Annotated in this window: 34 protein-coding genes; all 34 read left to right on the top strand. The window is 60.2% G+C overall.

The genetic code is table 11. From position 1 onward, the window contains the following. Positions 1-81: 81 nt before the first annotated feature. The 34 genes from L1069_RS18330 (at position 82) to L1069_RS18495 (ending at position 23,493) form a co-directional block, all read left to right on the top strand. Positions 82-1,155 carry a hypothetical protein gene (locus L1069_RS18330; protein WP_237456641.1) on the top strand — a complete coding sequence of 358 codons (1,074 nt, stop codon included), beginning with the start codon at positions 82-84 and terminating at the stop codon, positions 1,153-1,155. A gap of 330 nt (positions 1,156-1,485) precedes the next feature. Next, a complete protein-coding gene (gene rpsJ, locus L1069_RS18335) occupies positions 1,486-1,800 on the top strand; it encodes a 30S ribosomal protein S10 (protein ID WP_019298501.1) in 315 nt (104 codons plus the stop codon). 18 nt (positions 1,801-1,818) lie between these two features. Further along, positions 1,819-2,544 carry a 50S ribosomal protein L3 gene (gene rplC / locus L1069_RS18340; RefSeq protein ID WP_027257340.1) on the top strand — a complete coding sequence of 242 codons (726 nt, stop codon included), beginning with the start codon at positions 1,819-1,821 and terminating at the stop codon, positions 2,542-2,544. Beyond that, complete coding sequence (rplD, locus tag L1069_RS18345; protein WP_129372224.1) at positions 2,541-3,158, top strand: 50S ribosomal protein L4; 618 nt, start codon at positions 2,541-2,543, stop codon at positions 3,156-3,158. The genes rplC and rplD overlap by 4 nt, the downstream gene beginning before the upstream one ends. Beyond that, a complete protein-coding gene (locus tag L1069_RS18350) occupies positions 3,155-3,451 on the top strand; it encodes a 50S ribosomal protein L23 (RefSeq protein WP_024088533.1) in 297 nt (98 codons plus the stop codon). The genes rplD and L1069_RS18350 overlap by 4 nt, the downstream gene beginning before the upstream one ends. Before the next feature lie 248 nt (positions 3,452-3,699). After that, positions 3,700-4,215 carry a hypothetical protein gene (locus L1069_RS18355; RefSeq protein ID WP_237456642.1) on the top strand — a complete coding sequence of 172 codons (516 nt, stop codon included), beginning with the start codon at positions 3,700-3,702 and terminating at the stop codon, positions 4,213-4,215. Positions 4,216-4,846: 631 nt separating this feature from the next. Further along, positions 4,847-5,689, top strand: a complete 843-nt coding sequence (gene rplB, locus L1069_RS18360) for a 50S ribosomal protein L2 (protein ID WP_129372221.1) — start codon at positions 4,847-4,849, stop codon at positions 5,687-5,689. A 3-nt stretch (positions 5,690-5,692) separates the two neighbouring features. After that, positions 5,693-5,971: a 30S ribosomal protein S19 gene (rpsS, locus tag L1069_RS18365; protein ID WP_024088539.1), complete on the top strand. Its 279-nt coding sequence runs from the start codon at positions 5,693-5,695 to the stop codon at positions 5,969-5,971. Between the two features lie 3 nt (positions 5,972-5,974). Continuing rightward, positions 5,975-6,355 (top strand): 50S ribosomal protein L22, encoded by a 381-nt coding sequence (gene rplV / locus L1069_RS18370; RefSeq protein WP_024088540.1) that lies wholly within the window; start codon positions 5,975-5,977, stop codon positions 6,353-6,355. Beyond that, positions 6,355-7,065, top strand: a complete 711-nt coding sequence (gene rpsC, locus L1069_RS18375; protein WP_044008297.1) for a 30S ribosomal protein S3 — start codon at positions 6,355-6,357, stop codon at positions 7,063-7,065. The genes rplV and rpsC overlap by 1 nt, the downstream gene beginning before the upstream one ends. 12 nt (positions 7,066-7,077) lie before the next feature. After that, complete coding sequence (rplP, locus tag L1069_RS18380; protein ID WP_024088541.1) at positions 7,078-7,491, top strand: 50S ribosomal protein L16; 414 nt, start codon at positions 7,078-7,080, stop codon at positions 7,489-7,491. Between the two features lie 240 nt (positions 7,492-7,731). After that, positions 7,732-8,352 carry a TIGR02466 family protein gene (locus L1069_RS18385; protein WP_237456643.1) on the top strand — a complete coding sequence of 207 codons (621 nt, stop codon included), beginning with the start codon at positions 7,732-7,734 and terminating at the stop codon, positions 8,350-8,352. Between the two features lie 132 nt (positions 8,353-8,484). Beyond that, entirely contained in the window at positions 8,485-9,528 is a 1,044-nt protein-coding gene (locus tag L1069_RS18390; protein ID WP_211038653.1) for a succinylglutamate desuccinylase/aspartoacylase family protein, read from the top strand. A gap of 223 nt (positions 9,529-9,751) precedes the next feature. Then, positions 9,752-9,952, top strand: coding sequence for a 50S ribosomal protein L29 (gene rpmC / locus L1069_RS18395; protein WP_024088545.1), 201 nt, complete (start codon positions 9,752-9,754; stop codon positions 9,950-9,952). A gap of 11 nt (positions 9,953-9,963) precedes the next feature. Next, positions 9,964-10,194, top strand: coding sequence for a 30S ribosomal protein S17 (gene rpsQ / locus L1069_RS18400; protein WP_024088546.1), 231 nt, complete (start codon positions 9,964-9,966; stop codon positions 10,192-10,194). Positions 10,195-10,294: 100 nt separating this feature from the next. Next, a complete protein-coding gene (gene rplN / locus L1069_RS18405) occupies positions 10,295-10,663 on the top strand; it encodes a 50S ribosomal protein L14 (protein WP_027257350.1) in 369 nt (122 codons plus the stop codon). A gap of 2 nt (positions 10,664-10,665) precedes the next feature. Then, entirely contained in the window at positions 10,666-10,971 is a 306-nt protein-coding gene (rplX, locus tag L1069_RS18410) for a 50S ribosomal protein L24 (RefSeq protein WP_027257351.1), read from the top strand. Then, complete coding sequence (rplE, locus tag L1069_RS18415) at positions 10,971-11,534, top strand: 50S ribosomal protein L5 (RefSeq protein ID WP_129372218.1); 564 nt, start codon at positions 10,971-10,973, stop codon at positions 11,532-11,534. Before rplX ends, rplE begins: the two co-directional genes overlap by 1 nt. Positions 11,535-11,554: 20 nt before the next feature. Further along, positions 11,555-11,860, top strand: coding sequence for a 30S ribosomal protein S14 (gene rpsN / locus L1069_RS18420; RefSeq protein ID WP_129372217.1), 306 nt, complete (start codon positions 11,555-11,557; stop codon positions 11,858-11,860). A gap of 13 nt (positions 11,861-11,873) precedes the next feature. After that, positions 11,874-12,266 (top strand): 30S ribosomal protein S8, encoded by a 393-nt coding sequence (gene rpsH / locus L1069_RS18425; RefSeq protein ID WP_024088550.1) that lies wholly within the window; start codon positions 11,874-11,876, stop codon positions 12,264-12,266. Between the two features lie 12 nt (positions 12,267-12,278). Then, entirely contained in the window at positions 12,279-12,812 is a 534-nt protein-coding gene (rplF, locus tag L1069_RS18430; protein ID WP_129372216.1) for a 50S ribosomal protein L6, read from the top strand. Positions 12,813-12,823: 11 nt separating this feature from the next. After that, positions 12,824-13,183 carry a 50S ribosomal protein L18 gene (gene rplR / locus L1069_RS18435; RefSeq protein WP_027257354.1) on the top strand — a complete coding sequence of 120 codons (360 nt, stop codon included), beginning with the start codon at positions 12,824-12,826 and terminating at the stop codon, positions 13,181-13,183. Between the two features lie 129 nt (positions 13,184-13,312). After that, the gene (gene rpsE / locus L1069_RS18440; protein WP_129372215.1) at positions 13,313-13,882 is read left to right on the top strand and encodes a 30S ribosomal protein S5; all 570 of its coding nucleotides are present in this window, start codon (positions 13,313-13,315) and stop codon (positions 13,880-13,882) included. 13 nt (positions 13,883-13,895) lie between these two features. Then, positions 13,896-14,084, top strand: coding sequence for a 50S ribosomal protein L30 (gene rpmD, locus L1069_RS18445; RefSeq protein WP_129372214.1), 189 nt, complete (start codon positions 13,896-13,898; stop codon positions 14,082-14,084). Positions 14,085-14,326: 242 nt separating this feature from the next. Continuing rightward, positions 14,327-14,539, top strand: coding sequence for a DUF1127 domain-containing protein (locus L1069_RS18450; protein WP_129372213.1), 213 nt, complete (start codon positions 14,327-14,329; stop codon positions 14,537-14,539). A 268-nt stretch (positions 14,540-14,807) separates the two neighbouring features. Next, entirely contained in the window at positions 14,808-15,020 is a 213-nt protein-coding gene (locus tag L1069_RS18455) for a DUF1127 domain-containing protein (protein ID WP_134830796.1), read from the top strand. 538 nt (positions 15,021-15,558) lie between these two features. Continuing rightward, the gene (rplO, locus tag L1069_RS18460; protein WP_129372211.1) at positions 15,559-16,029 is read left to right on the top strand and encodes a 50S ribosomal protein L15; all 471 of its coding nucleotides are present in this window, start codon (positions 15,559-15,561) and stop codon (positions 16,027-16,029) included. A 111-nt stretch (positions 16,030-16,140) separates the two neighbouring features. Then, positions 16,141-17,505, top strand: a complete 1,365-nt coding sequence (gene secY, locus L1069_RS18465; RefSeq protein WP_129372210.1) for a preprotein translocase subunit SecY — start codon at positions 16,141-16,143, stop codon at positions 17,503-17,505. Beyond that, positions 17,502-18,149, top strand: a complete 648-nt coding sequence (locus L1069_RS18470) for an adenylate kinase (protein ID WP_134830794.1) — start codon at positions 17,502-17,504, stop codon at positions 18,147-18,149. Before secY ends, L1069_RS18470 begins: the two co-directional genes overlap by 4 nt. A gap of 270 nt (positions 18,150-18,419) precedes the next feature. Beyond that, on the top strand, positions 18,420-18,788 hold the full coding sequence (rpsM, locus tag L1069_RS18475; RefSeq protein WP_129372208.1) for a 30S ribosomal protein S13: 369 nt from the start codon (positions 18,420-18,422) through the stop codon (positions 18,786-18,788). A 15-nt stretch (positions 18,789-18,803) separates the two neighbouring features. Further along, entirely contained in the window at positions 18,804-19,193 is a 390-nt protein-coding gene (gene rpsK / locus L1069_RS18480; RefSeq protein ID WP_129372207.1) for a 30S ribosomal protein S11, read from the top strand. A 112-nt stretch (positions 19,194-19,305) separates the two neighbouring features. Then, a complete protein-coding gene (locus L1069_RS18485; protein WP_129372206.1) occupies positions 19,306-20,322 on the top strand; it encodes a DNA-directed RNA polymerase subunit alpha in 1,017 nt (338 codons plus the stop codon). Positions 20,323-20,467: 145 nt separating this feature from the next. Further along, entirely contained in the window at positions 20,468-20,896 is a 429-nt protein-coding gene (rplQ, locus tag L1069_RS18490) for a 50S ribosomal protein L17 (protein ID WP_027257365.1), read from the top strand. Between the two features lie 173 nt (positions 20,897-21,069). Continuing rightward, positions 21,070-23,493, top strand: a complete 2,424-nt coding sequence (locus tag L1069_RS18495) for a CHASE3 domain-containing protein (RefSeq protein WP_237456644.1) — start codon at positions 21,070-21,072, stop codon at positions 23,491-23,493. Positions 23,494-23,704 lie beyond the last annotated feature (211 nt).

Genomic DNA, 23,704 nt, shown 5'->3' on the forward strand with positions numbered 1-23,704 from the left:
GAACATGGTCACTTTGTTATTGTCTTCAAATCGGGTGCGGCACTGCCGTTATCGTTGTTATTTTTCAGTAAGGCATTCTAGATGTTCAATAATTTTCAGACGCTCATTGCGTCAACTTTGGTTTCTTTGGTGCAGTTACTTTCCAGCCCCGATGTTTCTGCTGCGACCTGTGAAGCGCCCGCGAAGAGCAACATCGAAGGCATCGTTATCTGCGATCTGGGCGTTCTGAAGGGCGGGGAAAGCAGCTTCGCAAAAGCGGTAAGCGATGATGGCCGCATTGTCGTTGGTGTGAGCGGGTCTTCGGTTGGAGAGCGCGCATTTATGTGGACTGAAGAGCAGGGGATGGTCAGTCTCGGGGTCCTGCCTGGAGGAGCTGAGAGCAGGGCCACCGCTATAAGCGCTGATGGCTCAACTATTGTAGGCAAGAGTGACAGTGAAGCCGGCTGGCGTGCGTTCCGGTGGACAGAAGAAACGGGCATGGTCAGCCTCGGTGAGGTCGATGGGCACAGGCAAACTGGCGCAACTGCAGTGAGTGGAGATGGTACAGTTGTTGTTGGCAGCGTTGGCGGCCTTGGAGGTCGCAGTGCCTTTCGCTGGACCGCCGATAGCGGAATAACTTTTATAGGGACCGAAGATCTCCACAGAGACAGTGCAGCCCTTGGCGTCAGTGGCGACGGCCAAGTCATTGTCGGGCGTGTGGGATTTCGGGCCTTTCGATGGACAGCCAGTGAGGGAGTTGTTTTGCTAAAATCGGTTCAGGGGGAAAAACTAAGGTATGCGCATGATGCTTCCTTGGACGGCTCGGTTATTGTTGGCGAAGCAGGGTCACATAGCAGAAGTAAGGTATTCTATTGGAACGCAATGGGTAAGAAAAAGGTATTGTTTTCTGTAGCTGCGCTTAAGAAAAGCGGAGCTTTGGCAGTTAACCGTCTGGGGACAACTCTTGTGGGATACGTAAAGGGTTCTGGAGCGCAGACTGCCTTTATCAGCAAAACGGATGGGTCTTGGAAATTGCTTGGCAGGCTGAACAAGGCAGGGGGATTTCTTTCTAGCAAGGCTAGCGATGTTACCTCAGACAGCCTTACCGTTGTGGGAACTTCTACTGGTCAGGCAGGGAACCGTGCAGTGATATGGAAGCTCACTGGGCAAAACTAGCGGACGAGTTGAGCGCAGGTTCTACACGCAGTCCTGCTGTATTGACAGGAGGCGCTTGCTACACTTCCCTTTCAACAATGTACGGTGGGCAATCTGTCCACCATAATCGACCCTTTACCAAGCTAAAGAAACCCCAAACGCACCGTCCGCCCTTTACGCAACCGTTTCGCCGCGAAACCCCTTGCCACATTGCCTCATCAGGCGTATAGCGCGCAGGTTCGCTATGCGCGGATAGGGGCGGGGTGATTCCCGCCTTTTGGGTTCGATGAGGGTTCGGCGGTGGTCGCAGGCCCTCCTCTCAACCTCAACGCCTCAATAAAGGCAGATGTAATGCAAAGCCAAAACATTCGCATTCGGCTGAAGGCATTCGATTACCGCGTGCTGGATGCCAGCACCCAGGAAATCGTCAACACAGCCAAGCGTACCGGCGCTCAGGTTCGTGGCCCGATCCCGATGCCGAACAAGATCGAGAAATTCACTGTTCTGCGTGGCCCCCACGTTGACAAGAAATCCCGCGATCAGTTCGAAATCCGGACGCACAAGCGTCTTCTCGACATCGTTGATCCGACCCCCCAGACCGTGGACGCGCTGATGAAGCTCGACCTCGCCGCTGGTGTGGACGTCGAAATCAAGCTGCAGTCGTAAGATCGGAGGGTAATGAATATGCGCTCTGGTATTATCGCAAAGAAAGTCGGCATGACCCGGCTGTTCCTGGAAGACGGCAAGCAGATCCCTGTGACCGTTCTGTCGCTGGACGGCCTGCAGGTTGTTGCGCAGCGCACCGATGACAAAGACGGCTACACCGCCGTTCAGCTCGGTGCTGGTTCCGCCAAGGCAAAGCGCACGTCGCAAGCCATGCGCGGCCACTTCGCAGCAGCCAAGGTTGCGCCGAAGCGCAAGCTCGTGGAATTCCGCGTGCCCGCAGACGCCCTGATCGAAGTCGGCGCCGAAATTTCGGCCGAACATTTCCTGGCTGGCCAGAAAGTGGACGTCACCGGCACCTCGATCGGTAAAGGTTTCGCCGGTGCCATGAAGCGGCACAACTTCGGCGGCCTGCGCGCCACGCACGGTGTGTCGATCTCGCACCGTTCGCATGGTTCGACCGGTCAGTGTCAGGATCCGGGCAAAGTCTTCAAAGGCAAGAAGATGGCCGGCCACATGGGCGCTGCCCGCGTGACCACCCAGAACCTGGAAGTGGTGAAAACCGACGCCGATCGCGGCCTGGTCTTCATCAAAGGCGCCGTTCCCGGCCCGAAATCCGGCTGGGTTACCGTCAAGGACGCCGTGAAGAAGAAAGCGCCCGAAGGTCTGCCGTTCCCGGCTGGTCTGAAAGCGGCTGCAACCGATGCACCGGCTGTTGAAGCCCCCGCGGAAGGTGGTGAAGCATGAAACTTGACGTGATCAAACTCGACGGCGGCAAGTCCGGCGACATCGAGCTGTCCGAAGACCTGTTCGGCCTGGAGCCGCGTGCGGACATCCTGCACCGTGTGGTCCGCTGGCAGCGCAACAACGCGCAGCAGGGCACCCACAAGGTGAAGACCCGCTCGGAGACCTCCTATTCGACCAAGAAGATCTATCGCCAGAAGGGCACCGGCGGCGCACGCCACGGTGACCGTAACGCGCCGATCTTCCGCAAAGGCGGTATCTACAAGGGCCCGGTTGTCCGTTCGCACGGCCACGATCTGACCAAGAAGTTCCGCAAGCTGGGTCTGCGCCACGCGCTGTCCGCTAAGGCAAAAGCGGGCGAGCTGGTCATCATCGAGGATGCAGCCTCCGAAGGCAAAACCGCGGCTCTGGCCAAACAGGTGAAAAACCTGGGCTGGAAACGCGCGCTGGTCATCGACGGTTCTTCGGTCAACGAAGACTTCCTGAAAGCGTCGCGCAACATTGAAGGCCTGGATATCCTGCCGACAATGGGCGCAAACGTCTATGACATCCTGAAGCGTGACATCCTGGTGATCACCAAAGCAGGTGTCGAAGCACTGGAGGCTCGCCTGAAATGAGCGCGAAAGCAGAACACTACGACGTGGTCCGCAAGCCGATCATCACCGAGAAAACCACCATGGCGTCCGAAAACGGCGCAGTGGTCTTTGAGGTGGCAATCGACTCGAACAAGCCGATGATCAAAGAAGCTGTTGAAGCTCTCTTTGGCGTCAAGGTGAAGGCGGTCAACACCACCATCACCAAAGGCAAGGTCAAGCGGTTCCGCGGCCAGATGGGCCGTCGCAAAGACGTCAAGAAAGCCTATGTGACCCTGGAAGAGGGCAACACAATCGACGTGTCCACCGGACTCTGAGATTTGCCTCTTTGAGACTTTGGAAGGCCCTCGCGACAGCGGGGGCCTTTTGCGTATGTGCGTGGCAGGCATGTCTGCATGGCGGCTTCCTTGGTGCATTCGGTCCGCTGATTAATAGCCGCCGGCGGTTAAGATCCGCGAAGCCCCGCGTGCGCTGCCTGCGCAACGGGCGGCGTTCAAAAACGACGACCCGGCACTATCATTCCTGGCGCTATAGCGTATGGGAGGGGGTGCCTTAAGGAGAATGAATGATGGGACCTTCACAGAGTTTGCCTGAACTGGTCGCGGCGGCGCGGGCCAATGCCAAGACGCTTGAAGATCGCATCATGGCGGCGCAGTCCCCTGACGGCGGGCCGGCTGGAACGGCCGGTCAAACTGAGGAGCTGCGCGCGGCTACGGTGGCGCTGGAGGCGGAAGCGGTCGATATCTTCACTCTGTTCGAGGCGCGGATGCAGCACCATTTTAAGCGCGGACCGTTTTCGCGGAAATTGACAGCCCTGCTGTCGCAGTCCGGGCAGGCCGCCCTCGCGGAACGGGTCCATCAGTATTATCTGGTGATCAACGTTCTGAAACACGGCAAAGGTGCGAGCTACCGGGAACTGCTGAATGCGCCGGGGGGCAAGTTTGCGGTGAATACCAGCCAGGACACGGCGGACGATGACGGCGCGGCATCAGTAGGGCTGGTGGATATCAGTTTTCCCGGCTTCTTTGCTGGGCTGACCGAGACCATTCTGGACGCCAGCCGTTTTCTTGAGGCGCAATAGGGCGCTGCTGGGCGTGCCAGCGTTATGCTGAAATTATGCCTCCGGCGTAATCCGCCCCCGAAGTGCTGCAGGAGCGGAAAGTTCCCCGGCGCGGGATCAAGGCCGCAGGCCGCCGCGCCAGCGTCATGCTGAAAGCATGCCTCCGGCATGACCCGCCCCCATGGGGCGGCGCTTTGGCTGGTGATGTGCGCGTCGGTGATGTGCGCGGATTTGGCCGGGATAAACTGGCAAACGCCACGTTGAGAGCGCCACCCCGCGGGACGGCGCTGGCGCGGCTTTCCGATTGAAGTCAGCCAAAAGTTGAATAAGGTCGACCAGTGTTGGCGTGGGAGCTATCCGAGGTCGGAAAGCGGGAAATTTTCAATAGACGAGTTGTCTCTATTGAATCATAGATACGACCATTGCCACCTCTCCCCGACTCTGCTAAGCCGCACCAATCCTGCAGACCCCGGATTCGTTCCGGGGTTGTTACGTTTGTCAGGATGCATCAACTTTGGGACCTTCGGGGCCCTATATCTCAGGCAACCCTAGTAGGGCGTCTCCAAAGGAGACAACCGGGCGGGGGGCTTACACATAGCGGGTCCAAAGACAAAAACCTAAGGGCCTGCACGCTAAACGGAAGACAGAAAGCATGGCACTTAAGTCGTATAAGCCGACGACGCCGGGCCAGCGTGGGCTGGTTCTGATCGACCGTTCGGAGCTTTGGAAAGGGCGTCCGGTCAAATCTCTCACTGAGGGTCTGACCAAATCGGGCGGCCGGAACAACACCGGACGGATTACTTCACGCCGCCGCGGCGGCGGCGCAAAGCGTCTCTACCGGATCGTTGACTTCAAACGGAACAAATTTGATGTCGCGGCCACCGTTGAACGGATCGAATACGACCCGAACCGGACCGCATTCATCGCGCTGATCAAATACGAAGACGGCGAGCAGGCCTATATCCTGGCACCGCAGCGTCTGGCAGTCGGCGACAAGGTCATCGCTGCGGCGAAGGCTGACATCAAGCCGGGCAACGCAATGCCGTTCTCGGGCATGCCGATCGGTACCATCGTTCACAACATCGAAATGAAGCCCGGCAAAGGCGGCCAGATCGCCCGCGCAGCCGGTACTTACGCTCAGTTCGTTGGCCGTGACGGCGGTTACGCCCAGATCCGCCTGTCCTCGGGCGAGCTGCGTCTGGTGCGTCAGGAATGCATGGCCACCATCGGTGCCGTGTCGAACCCCGACAATTCGAACCAGAACTTCGGTAAAGCCGGCCGTATGCGCCACAAGGGCAAGCGTCCTTCGGTGCGTGGTGTGGTTATGAACCCGATCGACCACCCGCACGGCGGTGGTGAAGGCCGGACCTCCGGTGGCCGCCACCCGGTGACCCCCTGGGGTAAACCGACCAAGGGCAAACGGACCCGCAACAAAAACAAGGCGTCGCAGAAGCTTATCGTCCGCTCGCGCCACGCCAAGAAGAAAGGCCGCTAATCCATGGCACGTTCCGTATGGAAAGGCCCCTTCGTTGATGCTTATGTCCTGAAAAAGGCCGAAGCAGCGCGTGAGTCGGGCCGCAATGAAGTGATCAAGATCTGGTCGCGCCGTTCCACCATCCTGCCGCAGTTTGTCGGTCTGACCTTTGGTGTCTACAACGGCAAAAAGCACATCCCAGTCAACGTCTCGGAAGACATGATCGGTCAGAAGTTCGGTGAATACTCGCCGACCCGCACCTATTATGGCCATGCCGCTGACAAAAAAGCGAAGCGGAAGTAAGTCATGGGTAAGGAAAAGAATCCCCGCCGCGTGGCAGACAACGAAGCAATGGCAAAACTGCGCATGCTCCGTACCTCGCCGCAGAAACTGAACCTGGTGGCTCAGATGATCCGTGGCAAGAAAGTCGAGAAGGCGCTGACCGACCTGACATTCTCCAACAAGCGGATTGCTCAGGACGTGAAGAAATGCCTTCAGTCCGCCATCGCAAACGCGGAAAACAACCACAACCTGGACGTCGATGAACTGGTCGTCGCCGAGGCGTGGGTCGGCAAAAACCTGACCATGAAGCGCGGCCGCCCGCGTGCCCGTGGCCGGTTCGGCAAAATCCTGAAGCCGTTTGCGGAGATCACCATCAAGGTGCGTCAAGTTGAGGAGCAAGCCTAATGGGTCATAAAGTCAATCCGATCGGCATGCGCCTGCAGGTGAACCGCACCTGGGACAGCCGCTGGTATGCCGACACCAAAGACTACGGTGATCTGCTGCTCGAGGACCTGAAAATCCGCGAGTTCATCAAGACCGAGTGCAAGCAGGCGGGCATCGCCCGTGTGATCATCGAACGCCCCCACAAGAAGTGCCGTGTGACCATTCACACCGCGCGTCCGGGCGTGATCATCGGTAAAAAAGGCGCGGACATCGAAGTGCTTCGCAAGAAGCTGGCTTCGATGACCGACAGCGAGCTGCACCTGAACATCGTTGAAGTCCGCAAGCCGGAACTCGACGCTGCTCTGGTCGGCGAGTCCATCGCTCAGCAGCTGGAACGCCGTGTGTCCTTCCGCCGCGCGATGAAACGTGCCGTGCAGAACGCCATGCGCATGGGTGCCCTGGGTATCCGGGTGAACGTCGCCGGCCGTCTGGGCGGTGCTGAAATCGCCCGTACCGAATGGTACCGCGAGGGCCGCGTGCCGCTGCACACCCTGCGTGCCGACATCGATTACGCACCCACCGAAGCGGTGACCCCTTATGGGATCATCGGGATCAAGGTCTGGATCTTCAAAGGCGAGATCATGGAGCACGATCCTTCGGCACGTGACCGTAAAGCACAAGAAATCCAGGACGGCCCAGCACCTCGCGGTGCCGGTGGCGGCCGTCGCTAAGGAGGATTTGAGATGCTTCAGCCAAAGCGCACTAAATTCCGCAAAATGCACAAAGGCCGGATCCACGGCCTGGCAAAAGGCGGTTCCGACCTGAACTTCGGCACCTATGGCCTGAAGGCAACCACTCCTGAGCGTGTGACTGCACGCCAGATTGAGGCTGCCCGCCGCGCCATGACCCGGCACATGAAACGCCAGGGCCGTGTCTGGATCCGTATCTTCCCGGACACTCCGGTGACCTCGAAGCCGACCGAAGTCCGTATGGGTAAAGGTAAAGGTTCCGTGGATTACTGGGCCGCCAAGGTTAAGCCTGGCCGCGTGATGTTCGAGATCGACGGCGTCACCGACGAAGTCGCCCGCGAGGCCCTGCGCCTGGCAGCGATGAAACTGCCGGTCAAGACCCGCGTCGTGGTTCGCGAAGACTGGTAAACGGCGGCCTTGCCGCCGCCTGCGCAACAGTTGCTTTTGTTTGCAAAAGCGATGAGAGCGCAGCCGGTTTTTGAAAAAATCAAAGACCCCCGCTGAGTGATCGGCGGGGGTTTTTCGTTGTGCCCGTCCGTTGGGGCGCTGCCCCCGCCGCCCTTGGCGGCTCCCCCGGGGTATTTGCAACCAGAAAGAAGCTGCAGGAAGCATCTCGCCAAGGCAGGAGTGCTGCGCTAAGACGTCGCTATGGCCCAGATTGAATCGCTTTTTGCGACCCGCCTCTACCGCGCGCAATTGTCCGAACACGGACCATCGATTGATGCGCAGGAAATGGAAAACTCCTGTCTTGTCATCGCCGGTGATGACGATGCCGGGCAGGACTGGTGCGAGGAGAACGGCTATCCCGGCTATACCTCTTACGCCTCGCTCACCGATCTGCCCTGGCGGTTTCCCATCTTTGCCGATCTGGTGAAATCGCTGGATCTGCATGTGGCGGCATTTGCCAAGGATCTGGAGCTGGATCTGGACGGGCGCGCACTGATGCTGGAGGATCTGTGGATCAACATTCTGCCTGAGGGCGGCACCCATGCAAGCCACATCCATCCGCATTCAGTGGTTTCCGGCACCACCTATGTGTCGATGCCCGAGGGTGCCTCGGCGTTGAAGCTGGAGGACCCGCGCCATGCGATGATGATGGCGCATCCGCCGCGGGTGAAGGACTGCCGTCAGGAGCTGCGGACCTTTGTCTATCAGTCGCCCGCAGTGGGTGATGTGCTGTTGTGGGAAAGCTTTATCCGCCACGAAGTGCCGCTGAATATGGCCGAGGAAGAACGGATCTCGGTCAGTTTTAATTACAAGTGGGAGTAAGCAGGCTTCGCTGTGGCGTTCCGGGGAGGGTTTCGTCTGCGAACGGGCAGAGCGCTGACCTGGACCGGCGCAATTGCGTAACGCGGGAAACTTGCTAAGCCTGTTGAGAGCATCTCATTGAAAGGCTTTGCCATGGCGACCCGTCCTGACTTTGAAATCGGCGGCTTCGACATTCCGCCCGGCACCCGCCGCACGGTGGACCTGCCAGTGAGCGTGCTGTCGGATCATACACCGGTCACCATGTCCGCACATGTGATCCACGGGGCGAAGGACGGGCCAACCCTGTTTGTCTCGGCGGCCATTCATGGCGATGAGGTGATCGGGGTGGAAATTGCCCGCCGCCTGCTGCGCAGCCGCAAGTTTTCGCGCTTGAAGGGCACGCTGATCGTGGTGCCGATCGTCAACACCTTCGGGTTTTTGAACCACTCCCGTTATCTGCCGGACCGGCGCGACCTGAACCGCTGTTTCCCAGGCAGCGGCGGCGGTTCGCTGGCCAGCCGCCTGGCGCATCTGTTCATGACCGAAGTGGTGGATCGCTGCGATCTGGGTATCGACCTGCATTCTGCCGCCATCCACCGCACCAATATGCCGCAGATCCGGGTGTCGCCGAAGGCGCAGGAGACCCTGGCCTATGCCGATGCCTTTGGCGCGCCGGTGGTGATCCGCTCCGGGCTGCGCGACGGTTCCCTGCGCAAGGAGGCGCAGGCGCGCGGGGTCGATGTCCTGCTGTATGAGGCCGGCGAGGGCCTTAGGTTCGACGAGCAGTCCGCGCGGGTGGGGGTTGCCGGCATCCTGCGGGTGATGCACGCGCTGGACATGATCCCCGGGGATGGCGTGCCGCTGGCCGAGGTGGTGCCGGTCCGGGCGGGCAGCAGCAGCTGGGAGCGCGCGCCCGCCGGCGGGTTGCTGCGGACCTACAAGACCACCGGTGAAATGGTCGAGGAGGGCGATGTGCTGGGGGTTGTTTCCGATCCCTTTGGCGAACACGAAGAAGAGCTGCAGGCAGGCCAGGCGGGCCTGATCATCGGCCGTGCCAATATGCCGATCGTGAATGAGGGCGACGCCCTGTTCCACATTGCCAGGGTGGCGACGCCGGTGGAGGCCGAAAGCCGCATCGAGAGCCTGCATGCGCAGCTGGAGGACGCGGCGATGTTCGACGAGGATGAGATCATCTGAACCGCCGCCGCCGCTGGGCGGACGGGCTTGCGGCGCATCTCCGATCTTTCCCTTGCCCCTGCACCCTGTCTCCTCTATAGGGACCCATCGCCTGTCCCTTATCCGCCTTGGATTTGGGCCGGGTGATTCTTTTTTGCCGCGTCTTTGGCGCGGTTGACATAACCCACCAGGTCAAAGGTTACCCATCGGGGCCTTCTGGTGCTTTGGATAAGGAACAAAGGCGATGAACGCCAATGATCTGCGCGACAAAACCGTGGATGAACTCCGCGATGCCCTCGCATCCCTGAAAAAAGAGAGCTTCAACCTGCGCTTTCAGCAGGCGACCGGTCAGCTGGAAAACACTGCAGGCATCAAAGCGGCCCGCCGCAACGCTGCCAAAGTGAAGACCATCCTGAACGAAAAAGCTGCTGCAGCAGCTGAATAAGGAGCGACACGATGCCCAAACGTATTCTCACTGGCACCGTGACCAGCGATGCCAACGCCCAGACCGTAACTGTCTCGGTTGAACGCCGCTTCACGCATCCGGTTCTGAAGAAAACCATCCGTAAGTCCAAGAAGTACCGGGCTCACGATGAAAAGAACGCTTTCAAGGTCGGCGACTCTGTACGCATCATCGAATGCGCGCCGAAATCGAAAACGAAACGCTGGGAAGTTCTGGAAGCCTAAGAGTCTCATCCGAGACTCCTGGCGACTGGGCTGAAAAGCAAAGTCGAAACCCTGGGGGATCACGCCACGCATCGGCGCCCCATAGGTCGGGAGAAACCACATGATCCAGATGCAAACAAATCTGGATGTTGCTGACAACTCCGGCGCCCGCCGAGTTCAGTGCATCAAGGTTCTGGGTGGCTCCAAGCGTAAATACGCATCCGTAGGCGACATCATTGTCGTTTCGGTCAAGGAAGCCATCCCGCGCGGCCGCGTGAAAAAAGGCGACGTCCGCAAGGCCGTTGTCGTACGCACCGCCAAAGAAGTCCGCCGCGAAGACGGCACTGCAATCCGGTTCGACCGGAACGCAGCCGTTATCCTGAACACCAACAATGAGCCGGTCGGTACCCGGATCTTTGGCCCGGTTGTTCGTGAACTGCGCGCGAAAAACTTCATGAAGATCATCTCGCTTGCTCCGGAGGTGCTGTAATCATGGCTGCTAAACTCCGCAAAGGCGACAAGGTCGTCGTGCTGTCCGGCAAAGACAAAGGCAAAGAAGGCGCTATCGCCTCCGTTGACCCGAAAGCCGGCAAAGCCATCGTCGACGGCGTGAACATGGCCATCCGCCATACCCGCCAGTCGCAAAACGAACAGGGCGGCCGTCTGCCCAAAGCACTGCCGATCGACCTGTCGAACCTGGCGCTGCTGGACAGCAACGGCAAGGCAACCCGTGTCGGCTTCCGTGAGGAAGACGGCAAGAAGGTGCGCTTCGCCAAGACCACCGGGGAGACTGTCTGATGCTTGACGCTGCAACCTACACCCCGCGCCTGAAGACTCTGTACAAGGACACCATCCGTGGCGCCCTGAAAGAAGAGTTCGGCTACAAGAACGACATGATGCTCCCCAAGCTGGAGAAAATCGTTCTGAACATCGGCTGCGGCCGCGCTGCTGTCAAAGACAGCAAGAAAGCCAAATCCGCTCAGGCCGATCTGACCCTCATCGCGGGCCAGAAAGCTCTGACCACCGTGGCAAAGAACTCCATCGCCGGCTTCCGCGTTCGCGAAGGCATGCCGATGGGCGCCAAGGTGACCCTGCGCGGTGACCGGATGTACGAATTCCTCGACCGTCTGATCACCATTGCGATGCCCCGTATCCGCGACTTCCGCGGTGTTTCGGGCACCTCTTTCGACGGCCGTGGCAACTATGCCATGGGCTTGAAAGAGCATCTCGTGTTCCCGGAAATCGATTTTGATAAGATCGATGAAAACTGGGGCATGGACATCGTGATCGCCACCACCGCGAACACCGACGCGGAAGCAAAGGCGCTGTTGAAAGCTTTCAACATGCCCTTCAACAGCTAAGCGGGGGAAGGATAGAGACCATGGCTAAGAAAAGCATGATCGAACGCGAGAAGAAGCGCGAGCGCCTGGTGGCAAAATACGCCGCAAAGCGCGCCGAGCTGAAAGAAATCGCGACTGACGAAAGCCGCCCGATGGAAGAGCGTTTCACAGCGCGTCTGAAACTGGCGAAACTGCCGCGCAACTCGTCGGCAACCCGTCTTCACAACCGCTGCCAGCTCACCGGCCGTCCCCACGCTTACTACCGTAAGCTGAAGGTCAGCCGTATTGCGCTGCGCGAGCTGGGTTCTGCTGGTCAGATCCCCGGCATGGTGAAATCGAGCTGGTAAGGGAGAGACAGATATGAACGATCCTATCGGCGATATGCTCACCCGTATCCGTAACTCTCAGATGCGCGGCAAATCCACCGTCCTGACCCCGGCTTCCAAGCTGCGGGCCTGGGTGCTGGACGTGCTGGCAGACGAGGGCTACATCCGCGGTTATGAGAAGATGACTGGTGCCAATGGCCACCCGGCCATCGAAATCAGCCTGAAGTACTTCGACGGCGAACCTGTCATTCGCGAGCTTAAGCGGGTCTCCAAGCCCGGCCGCCGCGTTTACATGGGCGTCAATGACATCCCGTCGGTCCGTCAGGGCCTGGGCGTGTCGATTGTCTCCACCCCCCAGGGTGTGATGTCGGACGCAAGCGCACGCGCAGCCAACGTTGGCGGCGAAGTGCTCTGCACCGTCTTCTAAGGAGGCTCGCAGATGTCCCGTATTGGTAAAAAACCGGTCGAACTGCCCAGCGGCGTGTCCGCTGCCGTGTCCGGCCAGACCATCGAAGTGAAAGGCCCGAAAGGCGCCCGTACCTTCACTGCCACCGACGATGTCACCCTGTCGGTCAACGACAATGTTGTCACCATCGAGCCGCGCGGCAAGTCCAAGCGTGCCCGTCAGCAGTGGGGCATGTCCCGCACTCAGGTGGCCAACCTTGTGACCGGCGTGACCCAGGGCTTCAAGAAAGAGCTTGAGATCCAGGGTGTGGGTTACCGGGCTCAGATGCAGGGCAACACCCTGAAGCTGAACCTGGGCTACAGCCACGATGTCGACTTCACTGCACCTGATGGCGTCACCATCACCGCACCGAAGCAGACCGAAATCGTTGTGGAAGGTATCGACCAGCAGCAGGTGGGCGAAGTCGCGGCGAAAATCCGCGAATGGCGCCGTCCCGAGCCCTACAAAGGCAAAGGCATCCGCTACAAGGGCGAATTCATCTTCCGCAAGGAAGGCAAGAAGAAGTAAGGACCAGCAAAATGGCAAACAGCAAACGTACCCTGTTTCTGAAGCGCCGGCTGCGCGTCCGGAACAAGCTTCGCAAAGTGAACGCAGGCCGTCCGCGTCTTTCTGTGCACCGTTCGAACAAGAACATCTCTGTTCAATTGATCGACGACCTGCGCGGCGTGACCGTGGCCTCCGCGTCCACCCTGGAAAAAGATCTCGGCGTTGTTGGCAAAAACAACGTCGAAGCAGCGACCAAAGTTGGTGCTCTGATCGCCGAACGCGCAAAAGCGGCCGGTGTCAGCGAAGCCTACTTCGATCGCGGCGGCTTCCTGTTTCACGGCAAGGTGAAGGCTCTGGCCGACGCTGCGCGTGAAGGCGGCCTGAAGATCTAATCTATTGCGGGCGGTCTTTCGGGACCGCCCCGATGATCCGGGACCCCGGGCTTTGTCCGGGTGTCACCAGGATTGGAACAACAGGCGCCCGTGCTTTGTGCAGTGCGCCTCTCTTAAAAGGAATGCCTGATGGCAGAACGTGATAACCGCCGTGGCAACCGCCGCGACCGTGACGAGACACCGGAATTCGCAGATCGCCTGGTCGCGATCAACCGCGTCTCCAAAACCGTAAAAGGCGGTAAGCGCTTTGGTTTTGCAGCCCTGGTTGTTGTTGGCGACCAAAAAGGCCGCGTCGGCTTTGGCAAGGGTAAAGCGAAAGAAGTGCCCGAAGCGATCCGCAAGGCGACCGAGCAGGCCAAGCGCCAGATGGTCCGCGTGCCGCTGAAAGAGGGCCGCACCCTGCACCACGACATGGCCGGCCGTCACGGCGCAGGCAAAGTTGTGATGCGTACCGCGCCTGAAGGTACCGGTATCATCGCAGGTGGTCCGATGCGTGCTGTCTTCGAAATGCTTGGCGTCAAAGACGTTGTTTCGAAGTCGATCGGTTCGCAGAACCCCTACAACATGATCCGCGCCACCCTGAACGGCCTGTCCAAAGAGCAGAGCCCGCGTTCGGTGGCTCAGCGCCGCGGCAAAAAGGTCGCTGACATCCTGCCCAAGCGGGACGAAGCACCGGCAGCTGCCGAAGCTGAAGCGTAAGGAGTAGAGAGACATGGCAAAAACCATCGTGATCAAGCAGATCGGCTCGCCGATCCGCCGTCCTGCCAAACAGCGCGCTACGCTGATTGGCCTGGGCCTGAACAAGATGCACAAAACCCGTGAGCTGGAGGATACTCCTTCGGTCCGCGGCATGGTCAACTCGATCTCGCATATGGTTCAGATCATCGAAGAGCGCGGCTAAGCCTCTTTTCGATCCCTGACTAAGAAACGCCTCCGGGAAACCGGGGGCGTTTTTCGTTTTGGGACAGCCAGGGCCGGGGCAGGGCGTTAACCTGCGGGAAAGCCCCTTGCACCGCGTGCATAGCGGCTTGCCGGTTGTGTCAGTTGTTGGAATCGCAGCGGCTCCCTATCTCGGGGTCACAGCAAATGACCAAACACAGACCACCGGGAATATGCCCGGTATCAGAGATAAGGATTGTTACGATGGCACATGTTATCAGCACCGCACACAGCACCCACAGCCTCACCGCCCGCATCCGTTCCGCCGTGGAAGGCCTGGCCGATTCCTGGGTGAAAGCCCGTGAATTCCAGCGCACCTACAATGAACTGGACGCGCTGAGCGATCATGAGCTTTCGGACATCGGCGTGCGTCGCGACGATATCGCCGACCTGGCCCGTCAGCACGTCTACGGCTAAGAATTTCCTCCTTCCCGGACGCTACTCTCCTCCTCCTCCTTTGTGTCCGGGCCAAAGCGCTCCTGCCCCCGCCGGGCGGGGGCGTTTTCTTTTGCGCGCCTTTGAAGGAAACTCACGCAATCGTGCTATGCGGGTGCTGCATAGCCGCCAGACCAAAGCATCCGTTGATCCCGGTCCGTGCCGTCCTTATGTGCCGTTCACTTCAGACGAACAGATCAAGCAACGCGCCGGAGGCCCGCTCCGGCAGCGCAGCGAAGGAACAAGAACAATGGCATATTCAACTCTCTCCGCACCCTCCGCCGGGATTTCAGCCCGTTTCGCAGGCTTTGCCGCCGGGCTGATCCAGAACTGGAAGCTGCGCCGCGACTACAAGGCGACCGTCAACGCCCTGCGCGCGATGTCTGCCCGCGATCTGGCCGACATCGGCCTGACCCGCTGCGCCATCCCCGGCGTCGCGCGTGAACACGTTTACGGCAAGTAACCTCATCGGCCGGCTGACGGATCCTCCTCCCTCTCCGAAAGCCCGGCCCGAAAGCGCCCCTGCCATCCCGGCGGGGGCGTTTTTGTTTGCAGAGGTGTTGCGCAACCGCCGTTTGCACTGCCCATGGGGATTTAACCCGGATGCGCCATGCTGTTCCCCGGTCATGATCACCCGCCGGGCCTGACACCCCCGGCACCTGGAACTGGGCTCCGGCATGGCACCCGGAGCGCGCGATACGCGTATTCGGATGGGGGCACCCCCATCCCATCTCCACCCCGGCGGCGCCGCCATCCCTTAACGGACGGGCCTAGACGGACCGGACAGCACCAGAGGCAGCAAGAGCAGCAACCGGCAGGGCAGGGGTCTTGGCGGCGTGATCCGACTGCGCCCCATGTTTGGCAAGGCTGCGGGGCTTGATCCCGTCCCGCATCGGGTCTATAGGCACCCGGTGGCGTTCTGCGCCATGGAATCACCAATCAAGAAACGCCGCGGTTGGCCCATCACGCTTCGGGGGCCACATCCGGCAAGGAGAAGCGACATGAAACTTCACGAACTCAGCGACAATCCTGGCGCAACCAAAAAACGCATGCGCGTTGCCCGTGGCCCCGGCTCCGGCAAGGGCAAAATGGGCGGCCGTGGTATCAAAGGCCAGAAATCCCGTTCGGGTGTGTCGATCAACGGTTACGAAGGCGGTCAGATGCCCTTGTACCAGCGTCTGCCCAAGCGCGGCTTCAACAAGCCGAACCGCAAGGCATACGCCGTTGTGAATCTGGGTCTGATCCAGAAATTCATCGACCTGGGCAAGCTGGACGCCGCGGACATCACCGAAGATTCGATGATCGCATCGGGTCTGGTACGCCGCAAGCTGGACGGCGTCCGCGTCCTGGCCAAAGGTGAAATCACCGCCAAAGCCACCATCACTGTGACCGGTGCATCGGCAGCTGCCGTTGACGCTGTTGCAAAAGCTGGCGGCGCTCTGACTGTGGCAACTGCAGCCGCCGCAGAGTAACGGCTTGTGAGCGGCGCCAATGCCGCTTACATAGTCTTCGAGTTTTCCTAGAACGCCGCCCGAGCCGGAAAACGGTTCCGGGCGGCGTTTCGCTAAAGAAGAGACCTTTTCATGGTATCAGCAGCAGAACAAATGGCGGCGAACACCAGCTGGGCTGCCCTGGGCAAGGCCACGGATCTGCGCAACCGGATCCTGTTCACGATCGGCCTTTTGATTGTCTATCGCCTGGGCACGTTCATTCCGGTTCCGGGCATTGATTCAGGCGCCCTGCGCCAGTTCATGGAGCAGGCAGGCCAGGGCATCGGCGGCATGGTGTCGATGTTCACCGGCGGCGCGCTTGGCCGGATGGGGATTTTTGCCCTCGGCATCATGCCCTATATCTCCGCCTCCATTATCGTTCAGCTTCTGACTTCGATGGTGCCCTCGCTTGAGCAGCTCAAGAAAGAGGGCGAACAGGGCCGCAAGAAGATCAACCAGTACACCCGCTACGGCACCGTGGCGCTGGCGACCGCGCAGGCCTATGGGCTGGCGGTGTCGCTGGAATCAGGTGACCTGGCAACCGATCCGGGCATGTATTTCCGTATGGCCTGCATGATCACCCTGGTGGGCGGCACCATGTTTCTGATGTGGCTGGGCGAGCAGATCACCCAGCGCGGCATCGGCAACGGTATCTCGCTGATCATCTTTGTCGGCATCATCGCCGAGGTTCCGGCAGCGATTGCCCAGTTCTTTGCCTCCGGCCGTTCCGGTGCGATCAGCCCCGCCGTGATCATCGGTGTGATCCTGATGGTGATCGGCGTGATCATGTTTGTCGTGTTCATGGAGCGCGCCTTGCGCAAGATCCACATCCAGTACCCGCGCCGCCAGGTCGGCATGAAGGTCTATGACGGCGGATCGTCGCACCTGCCGGTCAAGGTGAACCCGGCGGGCGTGATCCCGGCGATCTTCGCCTCCTCGCTCTTGCTGCTGCCGACCACCATCTCGGCGTTCTCCTCAGGTGCTGCAACCGGTCCGGTGATGTCCTGGCTCTTGGCCAACTTCGGGCCCGGCCAGCCGCTGTATCTGTTGTTCTTCGTCGCGATGATCGTGTTCTTTGCCTATTTCTACACCTTCAACGTCTCCTTCAAACCGGATGACGTGGCGAACAACCTGAAGAACCAGAACGGCTTTGTTCCCGGCATCCGTCCCGGCAAGAAAACCGCAGAATACATCGAGTACGTGGTCAACCGCATCCTGGTTCTCGGCTCCGGCTACCTGGCGCTGGTCTGCCTGCTGCCCGAGGTCCTCCGCGGCCAATTCGCCATCCCCGTCTATTTTGGCGGCACCTCCGTTCTTATTGTGGTATCCGTCACTATGGACACCATCCAACAGGTGCAAAGCCACCTCCTCGCGCATCAGTATGAGGGGCTTATTGAGAAAAGCCAGCTGCGCGGGCGCAACAAAAAACGGACAAAACGGGGACCCTCTCGCCGATGAGCAACATTATCCTTCTTGGCCCGCCGGGGGCGGGCAAAGGTACGCAAGCGCGCTACCTGGTTGAATCCCGCGGCATGGTGCAACTCAGCACCGGTGATATGCTGCGCGAGGCCCAGACCTCCGGAACCGAAATGGGCAAGAAGGTTGCTGCCATCATGGCCGAAGGCAAGCTGGTCACCGACCAGATCGTCATTGGCCTGATCCGCGAGAAACTGCGCGAGGGCGCCGAGGGCGGTTTTATCTTCGACGGCTTCCCGCGCACCCTGGCTCAGGCCGATGCGCTTGCCAAGCTGCTGGACGAGATGGGTCTGAAGCTTGATGCGGTGATCGAGATGCAGGTCGATGATGACGCGCTGGTCACCCGCATCACCGGCCGCTCCACCTGCGGCGGCTGCGGCGAGGTCTACCATGACCAGACCAAGCCCTGGCCGGCGGACGGCAAATGCGCCAACTGCGGCAGCGATGATGTGAAACGCCGTGCGGACGACAATGAGGACAGCCTCAGGACCCGTCTGATGGAGTATTACAAAAAGACCTCGCCCCTTATTGGCTACTACTATGCCAAGGGCAATCTGCAGCGTCTGGACGGCCTTGCCTCGATCCAGGAAGTGCGCAAGACGATGGCCTGGATTATGGGCGAATAACGCACATTGCAGGCAGCAGGGCAGCCGCTCTGCCAGCTGCCTGAACAGCCAAGCCCTGCCGGTCCGGCGGGGCTTTTTCTTTAGGGCTTGACGGCCCATTTCCCAGCCCCTAGTTACCCACATCCCTTCTGGGAATGATTCCCGGCGGGCAGATTCGTTTGCCTGCTTTATCACCTCGAAATGCTGGACCCTCTGGCCACACTGCCACGGTCAAGTGTTGTGAAAAAAGGTTCCGGCGCTACGGAACCGCAACGAAAAGGAAAGTGACACGTGGCACGTATTGCCGGCGTTAACATCCCGACTGCAAAGCGGGTTCCCATCGCCCTCACCTACATCACCGGTATCGGTAATACCTCGGCGAAAGCTATCTGCGAAGCCGTTGGCATCGACGCGACCCGCCGTGTGAACGAACTCAGCGACGCAGAAGTCCTGGCCGTGCGCGAGCACATCGACGCCAACTTCACCGTCGAAGGCGACCTGCGCCGTGAAACTCAGATGAACATCAAACGTCTGATGGATCTTGGCTGCTACCGTGGCCTGCGCCACCGCCGCAACCTGCCGGTCCGCGGTCAGCGTACCCACACCAACGCTCGCACCCGCAAAGGCCCCGCAAAGGCCATCGCTGGTAAGAAGAAGTAAGGGAGGGTTTGACCAATGGCACGTGATAAGACACGCGTTAAGAAGAAAGAGCGCAAGAACATCGCAACCGGTGTTGCGCATGTGAACTCGTCGTTCAACAACACCAAAATCCTGATCTCCGACGTGCAGGGCAACGCGATCTCCTGGTCGTCGGCCGGCACCATGGGCTTCAAAGGCTCGCGGAAATCCACGCCTTACGCGGCCCAGATGGCTGCCGAGGATGCGGGCAAGAAAGCCCAGGATCACGGTGTTAAGACGCTGGAAGTCGAAGTTCAAGGCCCCGGCTCTGGCCGTGAATCGGCTCTGCGCGCACTGGCTGCCGTCGGTTTCAACATCACTTCGATCCGTGATGTGACCCCGATCGCGCACAACGGCTGCCGCCCGCCGAAGCGCCGTCGCGTCTAATTCGAATTTTTGCTGGGGCCCCGCTTGATTCGCAGGGCCCCAGTGCGTCATTTAAACCTCGGGCGTCCTTGGCCTTTCGGACATGGGGCAAGGACAGGAATGGAGGGAACGCATGATCCATAAGAACTGGGCAGAGCTGATCAAGCCGGCACAGCTGGAAGTGAAGCCGGGTAACGATCCTGCACGCCAGGCAACTGTCGTCGCAGAGCCGCTGGAACGCGGTTTCGGCCTGACCCTGGGCAACGCGCTGCGCCGCGTTCTGATGAGCTCGCTGCAAGGCGCGGCCATCACCAGCGTGCAGATCGACAACGTGCTGCACGAGTTTTCGTCTGTTGCCGGTGTGCGCGAAGACGTCACCGACATCATCCTGAACCTCAAGGGCGTATCCCTGCGCATGGAAGTCGAAGGCCCCAAGCGCCTGTCGATCAATGCCAAGGGCCCGGCTGTTGTCACTGCTGGTGACATTGCCGAAACCGCCGGCATCGAGGTTCTGAACCGCGATCACGTCATCTGCCACCTCGACGACGGCGCCGACCTGTTCATGGAACTGACCGTGAACACCGGCAAAGGCTATGTCTCGGCTGAGAAGAACAAGCCGGAAGACGCACCGATCGGCCTGATCCCGATCGACGCGATCTATTCGCCGGTCAAGAAGGTCTCCTATGACGTTCAGCCGACCCGTGAGGGCCAGGTTCTGGACTATGACAAGCTGACCATGAAGGTGGAAACCGACGGCTCCATCACGCCGGATGACGCCGTGGCCTATGCCGCCCGCATTCTGCAGGACCAGCTGTCGATCTTCGTCAACTTCGACGAGCCGGAATCGGCAAACCGTCAGGACGAGGACGATGGTCTCGAGTTCAACCCGCTTCTGCTCAAGAAAGTGGACGAGCTGGAACTGTCCGTGCGCTCGGCAAACTGCCTGAAGAACGACAACATCGTCTATATCGGCGATCTCATCCAGAAGACCGAAGCAGAAATGCTGCGCACGCCGAACTTCGGCCGCAAGTCGCTGAACGAGATCAAAGAAGTGCTGTCGGGCATGGGGCTGCACCTTGGCATGGACGTCGAGGACTGGCCGCCGGATAACATCGAAGATCTGGCCAAGAAATTCGAAGACAGCTTCTAAAGCGCGTCTTTGAGGGGAGGGCACTGGCCCTCCCCAAACCATTCCCGGGTTTGGCCGGGGAAGATACGGGCTTCTGCCCCAAGGTGAGCAGCCGACACGCATCAGCTGCCTGACAAAGCAAAAACGCAAGATAAGGAATTTAGAAATGCGTCACGCACGTGGTTACCGCCGCCTGAACCGTACTCATGAGCACCGCAAAGCCCTGTTTTCGAACATGTGCGGCTCGCTGATCGAGCACGAGCAGATCAAGACAACCCTGCCCAAAGCAAAAGAACTGCGCCCGATCATCGAAAAGATGATCACCCTGGCAAAGCGCGGCGATCTGCACGCCCGCCGTCAGGCCGCGTCCAAGCTGAAGCAGGACAAGGACGTTGCAAAACTGTTCGAGGTTCTGGGCCCGCGCTACAAGGACCGTCAGGGCGGCTATGTCCGTATCCTGAAAGCCGGCTTCCGTTACGGCGACATGGCTCCGATGGCGATCATCGAGTTTGTCGACCGCGACACTGCCGCTAAGGGTGCCGCCGACAAGGCCCGCCTGGAAGCAGCAGAAGCAGCTGCTGAAGCTGACGAATAAATTACGCTGAATTATCAGGTTCAGCTATCTGGCCCCCGCTCCGCCCGGAGCGGGGGTTTTTCGTTACCTGACGGCATCCGGACAATGTTTAGAATGCATTTTTTGTGCGAAAGGGAATCGTAATTTTCTTCTGATTTTACTGTCGCAAACAAGCAAGTTCCGGGACGGATGTGATGGCAGTAAAGAAGACACCCGCGGCCAGGCGGCTCTCACTGGCGAACCTCAGCACCAAAACAAAGATCGTTTCGGTGGCGGTGTTCCCGCTGCTGCTGGTTCTTGGGGTCGGGGTGCTGGCGGTGGTGAACCTGGGCCGCATGGACAAGACTGCGCAGGCTGTTGACCACACCCAGGAGATTTTGACCGAAGCGCAGGCGCTGGCCGAAGCCGCCTCAGGCATGGAGGCCGGGCTGCGGGGCTATCTGCTGGCCGGGCAGGATGAATATCTGGTGCCGTTTGAGAACGGCAGCGCCAAAGTTGCCGGCTCCCTGGATCGTTTGCGCAGCCTGGCCGCGGGCAATCCGGACTTGCTGGCTGACCTCGATACGGCGGAGCAGACTTTGGCCGGCTGGCAGGAGGATGTCGCGGCCGGCGCCATCGCGTTGCGCCGCGATATCGGCGACGCTCTGACCATGAACGACATGGCGGCAGAGGTGAAACAGTCCAAGGGCAGGGTCTACTTCGAGAACTTCCGTGCGGAGATGGCTAAGGTCATTGAGGAAGAGGAAGTCGAGCTGAACAACCGTCGCAACACCTTTTCTTCCCTGGTGAACGCCGGGATCGCCGATCCGGATTACCTGAACACCTCGCTGCAGGCGGTGGAGCAGACCCACAAGGTCATCAGCAGCGCCAAGGATCTGCTGTCGGCGGCGGTCGACATGGAAACCGGGATGCGCGGCTTTCTTCTGGCGGGCGACCGGGAATTTCTCGAACCGTATATGGAGGGCAACGGGCGCTTCAACGAGGTGCTGGCCGACCTCCACCTAGCGCTGGCCGACAATCTGATGCAGGCAAACCGCCTGGATAACGTGGCCAAAATCGTTGACGAATGGCGCAGCAGCGTCGTGGTTCCGATGCTGCAGCTGCGCCGGGTGATCGGCAGCGCGGCGACTATGGATGACATGGCTGATCTTGTCGCTCAGGGGCAGGGCAAGGCGTATTTCGACAGCTTCCGTGCCACCATGGAGACGATCGAGGCGAAAGGGGCCGAGGCAATGGCCGCCCGCCGCGCCGCCAATGAGGCGCTAGCCGCCCAGACCCGGATCATGATTCCGGGGGCAATTGCTGCGGCGATCCTGATCGGCGCGGTGATGGCGCTGATCACCGGCTCCGGCATCGCTTCGGGCCTGCGGCGCATTGTGGTGTCGATGCGGGGTCTGGCCGAGGGCAACAACGCGGTGGAGATCAAGGGCCAGACCCGTGGCGACGAGGTCGGCGATATGGCCCGCGCGCTGGATAAATTCCGCGCTGAACTGCTGCGGATGCAGGAGGCGGAAGCGCAGAAGGCGGAAAGCAAAGACGCCGAACTGGGCAATGTGGTCCAGCAGCTGAGCGAGCGTCTGGCGCGGCTGTCGCACGGCGATCTGACCATCCGCATCGCCGAGGAATTCCCTGAGGAATACGAACAGCTGCGCGCTGATTTCAACGGCTCCATCGACAATCTGAACGCCACGGTGCAGCAGGTGATCGAAGCCGCCACCAGCATCCGCAGCGGTTCTGCAGAGATCAGTCAGGCCTCCGACGATCTGTCCCACCGGACCGAAAGCCAGGCGGCAACGCTCGAAGAAACCGCTGCCGCGATTGATGAGCTGACGGCCTCGGTGAAATCCGCCGCCGAAGGTGCCCGCAATGTCGAGGCAACCGTGCGCGAAGCCCGCCAGGAGGCCGAAAGCAGCGGCGAGGTGGTGCAAAGCGCCGTGGCCGCCATGAGCGGGATCGAGGCCAGCTCGAAGAAGATTTCCCAGATCATCTCGGTGATTGACGACATCGCCTTCCAGACCAACCTTTTGGCGCTGAACGCCGGGGTCGAGGCCGCCCGCGCGGGCGAGGCCGGCCGCGGCTTTGCGGTGGTGGCGTCCGAGGTGCGGGCGCTGGCGCAGCGGTCTTCGGACGCGGCGATGGAGATCAAAACTCTGATCGGCGACAGTTCACGTCAGGTCGGGGAGGGGGTGGACCTGGTCGGCCGCGCCGGTGACGCACTGCAGTCGATTGTCGGCCAGGTCAGCCATATCTCGCAACTGGTCTCCGAGATCGCCGAAGGCGCCGAGGAGCAATCCACCGGCCTGCTTGAGATCAATACCGGCGTCACCCAGCTGGATCAGGTTACCCAGCAGAACGCGGCCATGGTCGAGGAAGCCACGGCAGCAGGCCATCTGCTGAACAGCGATGCGGGTAAGCTGTCGGATCTGGTCGCCCGCTTCCAGGTGGCCGGCGGCGGTGCCCTTGCAGCCGCATCCGCCCCGGTTTCCGCGGCGCCGGCTGCCATGGCGCCCTCAGCCCATGGCAGCGATGATTGGGACCTGGAGGCCAGCCCGGCCCCGCCCGCAGCAGCGCCGGCGGCAGACGGAAATGCAGCCCGCGACCTCTGGCAGGATTTCTGAGCCGCAGAGGAAACCGCCGCACAGGCCCTCCCCGGTGGAGGGCCTGTTGCCTTTTCAGGGTGGATTTTCCGGGGTGACAGCCCGGCGAATCTCCGCTAGCGTCCGGTTCATGACCCGTAGCTATGCCGCATTCTGGTATTTCTTTTATCCGCGCCACATGGCGGACGGAGGGGTCAGCGCATTCTGAGCTAAGATATCGGAACGCACCAGG

The sequence above is a fragment of the Leisingera sp. MMG026 genome, assembly GCF_021654205.1.
GTDB lineage: Bacteria > Pseudomonadota > Alphaproteobacteria > Rhodobacterales > Rhodobacteraceae > Leisingera.

Bases quoted from the DNA above. Each gene is read 5' to 3' on its own strand.
- rplQ (WP_027257365.1), top strand. From the start codon at position 20,468: ATGCGTCACGCACGTGGTTACCGCCGCCTGAACCGTACTCATGAGCAC.
- rplP (WP_024088541.1), top strand. From the start codon at position 7,078: ATGCTTCAGCCAAAGCGCACTAAATTCCGCAAAATGCACAAAGGCCGG.
- rpsQ (WP_024088546.1), top strand. From the start codon at position 9,964: ATGCCCAAACGTATTCTCACTGGCACCGTGACCAGCGATGCCAACGCC.
- L1069_RS18350 (WP_024088533.1), top strand. From the start codon at position 3,155: ATGAGCGCGAAAGCAGAACACTACGACGTGGTCCGCAAGCCGATCATC.
- L1069_RS18385 (WP_237456643.1), top strand. From the start codon at position 7,732: ATGGCCCAGATTGAATCGCTTTTTGCGACCCGCCTCTACCGCGCGCAA.
- rplD (WP_129372224.1), top strand. From the start codon at position 2,541: ATGAAACTTGACGTGATCAAACTCGACGGCGGCAAGTCCGGCGACATC.
- rpsK (WP_129372207.1), top strand. From the start codon at position 18,804: ATGGCACGTGATAAGACACGCGTTAAGAAGAAAGAGCGCAAGAACATC.
- rplX (WP_027257351.1), top strand. From the start codon at position 10,666: ATGGCTGCTAAACTCCGCAAAGGCGACAAGGTCGTCGTGCTGTCCGGC.
- L1069_RS18450 (WP_129372213.1), top strand. From the start codon at position 14,327: ATGGCACATGTTATCAGCACCGCACACAGCACCCACAGCCTCACCGCC.
- secY (WP_129372210.1), top strand. From the start codon at position 16,141: ATGGTATCAGCAGCAGAACAAATGGCGGCGAACACCAGCTGGGCTGCC.
- L1069_RS18455 (WP_134830796.1), top strand. From the start codon at position 14,808: ATGGCATATTCAACTCTCTCCGCACCCTCCGCCGGGATTTCAGCCCGT.
- rplV (WP_024088540.1), top strand. From the start codon at position 5,975: ATGGGTAAGGAAAAGAATCCCCGCCGCGTGGCAGACAACGAAGCAATG.
- rplO (WP_129372211.1), top strand. From the start codon at position 15,559: ATGAAACTTCACGAACTCAGCGACAATCCTGGCGCAACCAAAAAACGC.
- L1069_RS18470 (WP_134830794.1), top strand. From the start codon at position 17,502: ATGAGCAACATTATCCTTCTTGGCCCGCCGGGGGCGGGCAAAGGTACG.
- rpsS (WP_024088539.1), top strand. From the start codon at position 5,693: ATGGCACGTTCCGTATGGAAAGGCCCCTTCGTTGATGCTTATGTCCTG.
- rpsJ (WP_019298501.1), top strand. From the start codon at position 1,486: ATGCAAAGCCAAAACATTCGCATTCGGCTGAAGGCATTCGATTACCGC.
- rplC (WP_027257340.1), top strand. From the start codon at position 1,819: ATGCGCTCTGGTATTATCGCAAAGAAAGTCGGCATGACCCGGCTGTTC.
- L1069_RS18485 (WP_129372206.1), top strand. From the start codon at position 19,306: ATGATCCATAAGAACTGGGCAGAGCTGATCAAGCCGGCACAGCTGGAA.
- rpsE (WP_129372215.1), top strand. From the start codon at position 13,313: ATGGCAGAACGTGATAACCGCCGTGGCAACCGCCGCGACCGTGACGAG.
- rplR (WP_027257354.1), top strand. From the start codon at position 12,824: ATGGCAAACAGCAAACGTACCCTGTTTCTGAAGCGCCGGCTGCGCGTC.
- rpsH (WP_024088550.1), top strand. From the start codon at position 11,874: ATGAACGATCCTATCGGCGATATGCTCACCCGTATCCGTAACTCTCAG.
- rpsN (WP_129372217.1), top strand. From the start codon at position 11,555: ATGGCTAAGAAAAGCATGATCGAACGCGAGAAGAAGCGCGAGCGCCTG.
- L1069_RS18390 (WP_211038653.1), top strand. From the start codon at position 8,485: ATGGCGACCCGTCCTGACTTTGAAATCGGCGGCTTCGACATTCCGCCC.
- rplF (WP_129372216.1), top strand. From the start codon at position 12,279: ATGTCCCGTATTGGTAAAAAACCGGTCGAACTGCCCAGCGGCGTGTCC.
- rplB (WP_129372221.1), top strand. From the start codon at position 4,847: ATGGCACTTAAGTCGTATAAGCCGACGACGCCGGGCCAGCGTGGGCTG.
- rpmC (WP_024088545.1), top strand. From the start codon at position 9,752: ATGAACGCCAATGATCTGCGCGACAAAACCGTGGATGAACTCCGCGAT.
- rpsC (WP_044008297.1), top strand. From the start codon at position 6,355: ATGGGTCATAAAGTCAATCCGATCGGCATGCGCCTGCAGGTGAACCGC.
- L1069_RS18355 (WP_237456642.1), top strand. From the start codon at position 3,700: ATGATGGGACCTTCACAGAGTTTGCCTGAACTGGTCGCGGCGGCGCGG.
- rplN (WP_027257350.1), top strand. From the start codon at position 10,295: ATGATCCAGATGCAAACAAATCTGGATGTTGCTGACAACTCCGGCGCC.
- rpmD (WP_129372214.1), top strand. From the start codon at position 13,896: ATGGCAAAAACCATCGTGATCAAGCAGATCGGCTCGCCGATCCGCCGT.
- L1069_RS18495 (WP_237456644.1), top strand. From the start codon at position 21,070: ATGGCAGTAAAGAAGACACCCGCGGCCAGGCGGCTCTCACTGGCGAAC.
- rplE (WP_129372218.1), top strand. From the start codon at position 10,971: ATGCTTGACGCTGCAACCTACACCCCGCGCCTGAAGACTCTGTACAAG.
- L1069_RS18330 (WP_237456641.1), top strand. From the start codon at position 82: ATGTTCAATAATTTTCAGACGCTCATTGCGTCAACTTTGGTTTCTTTG.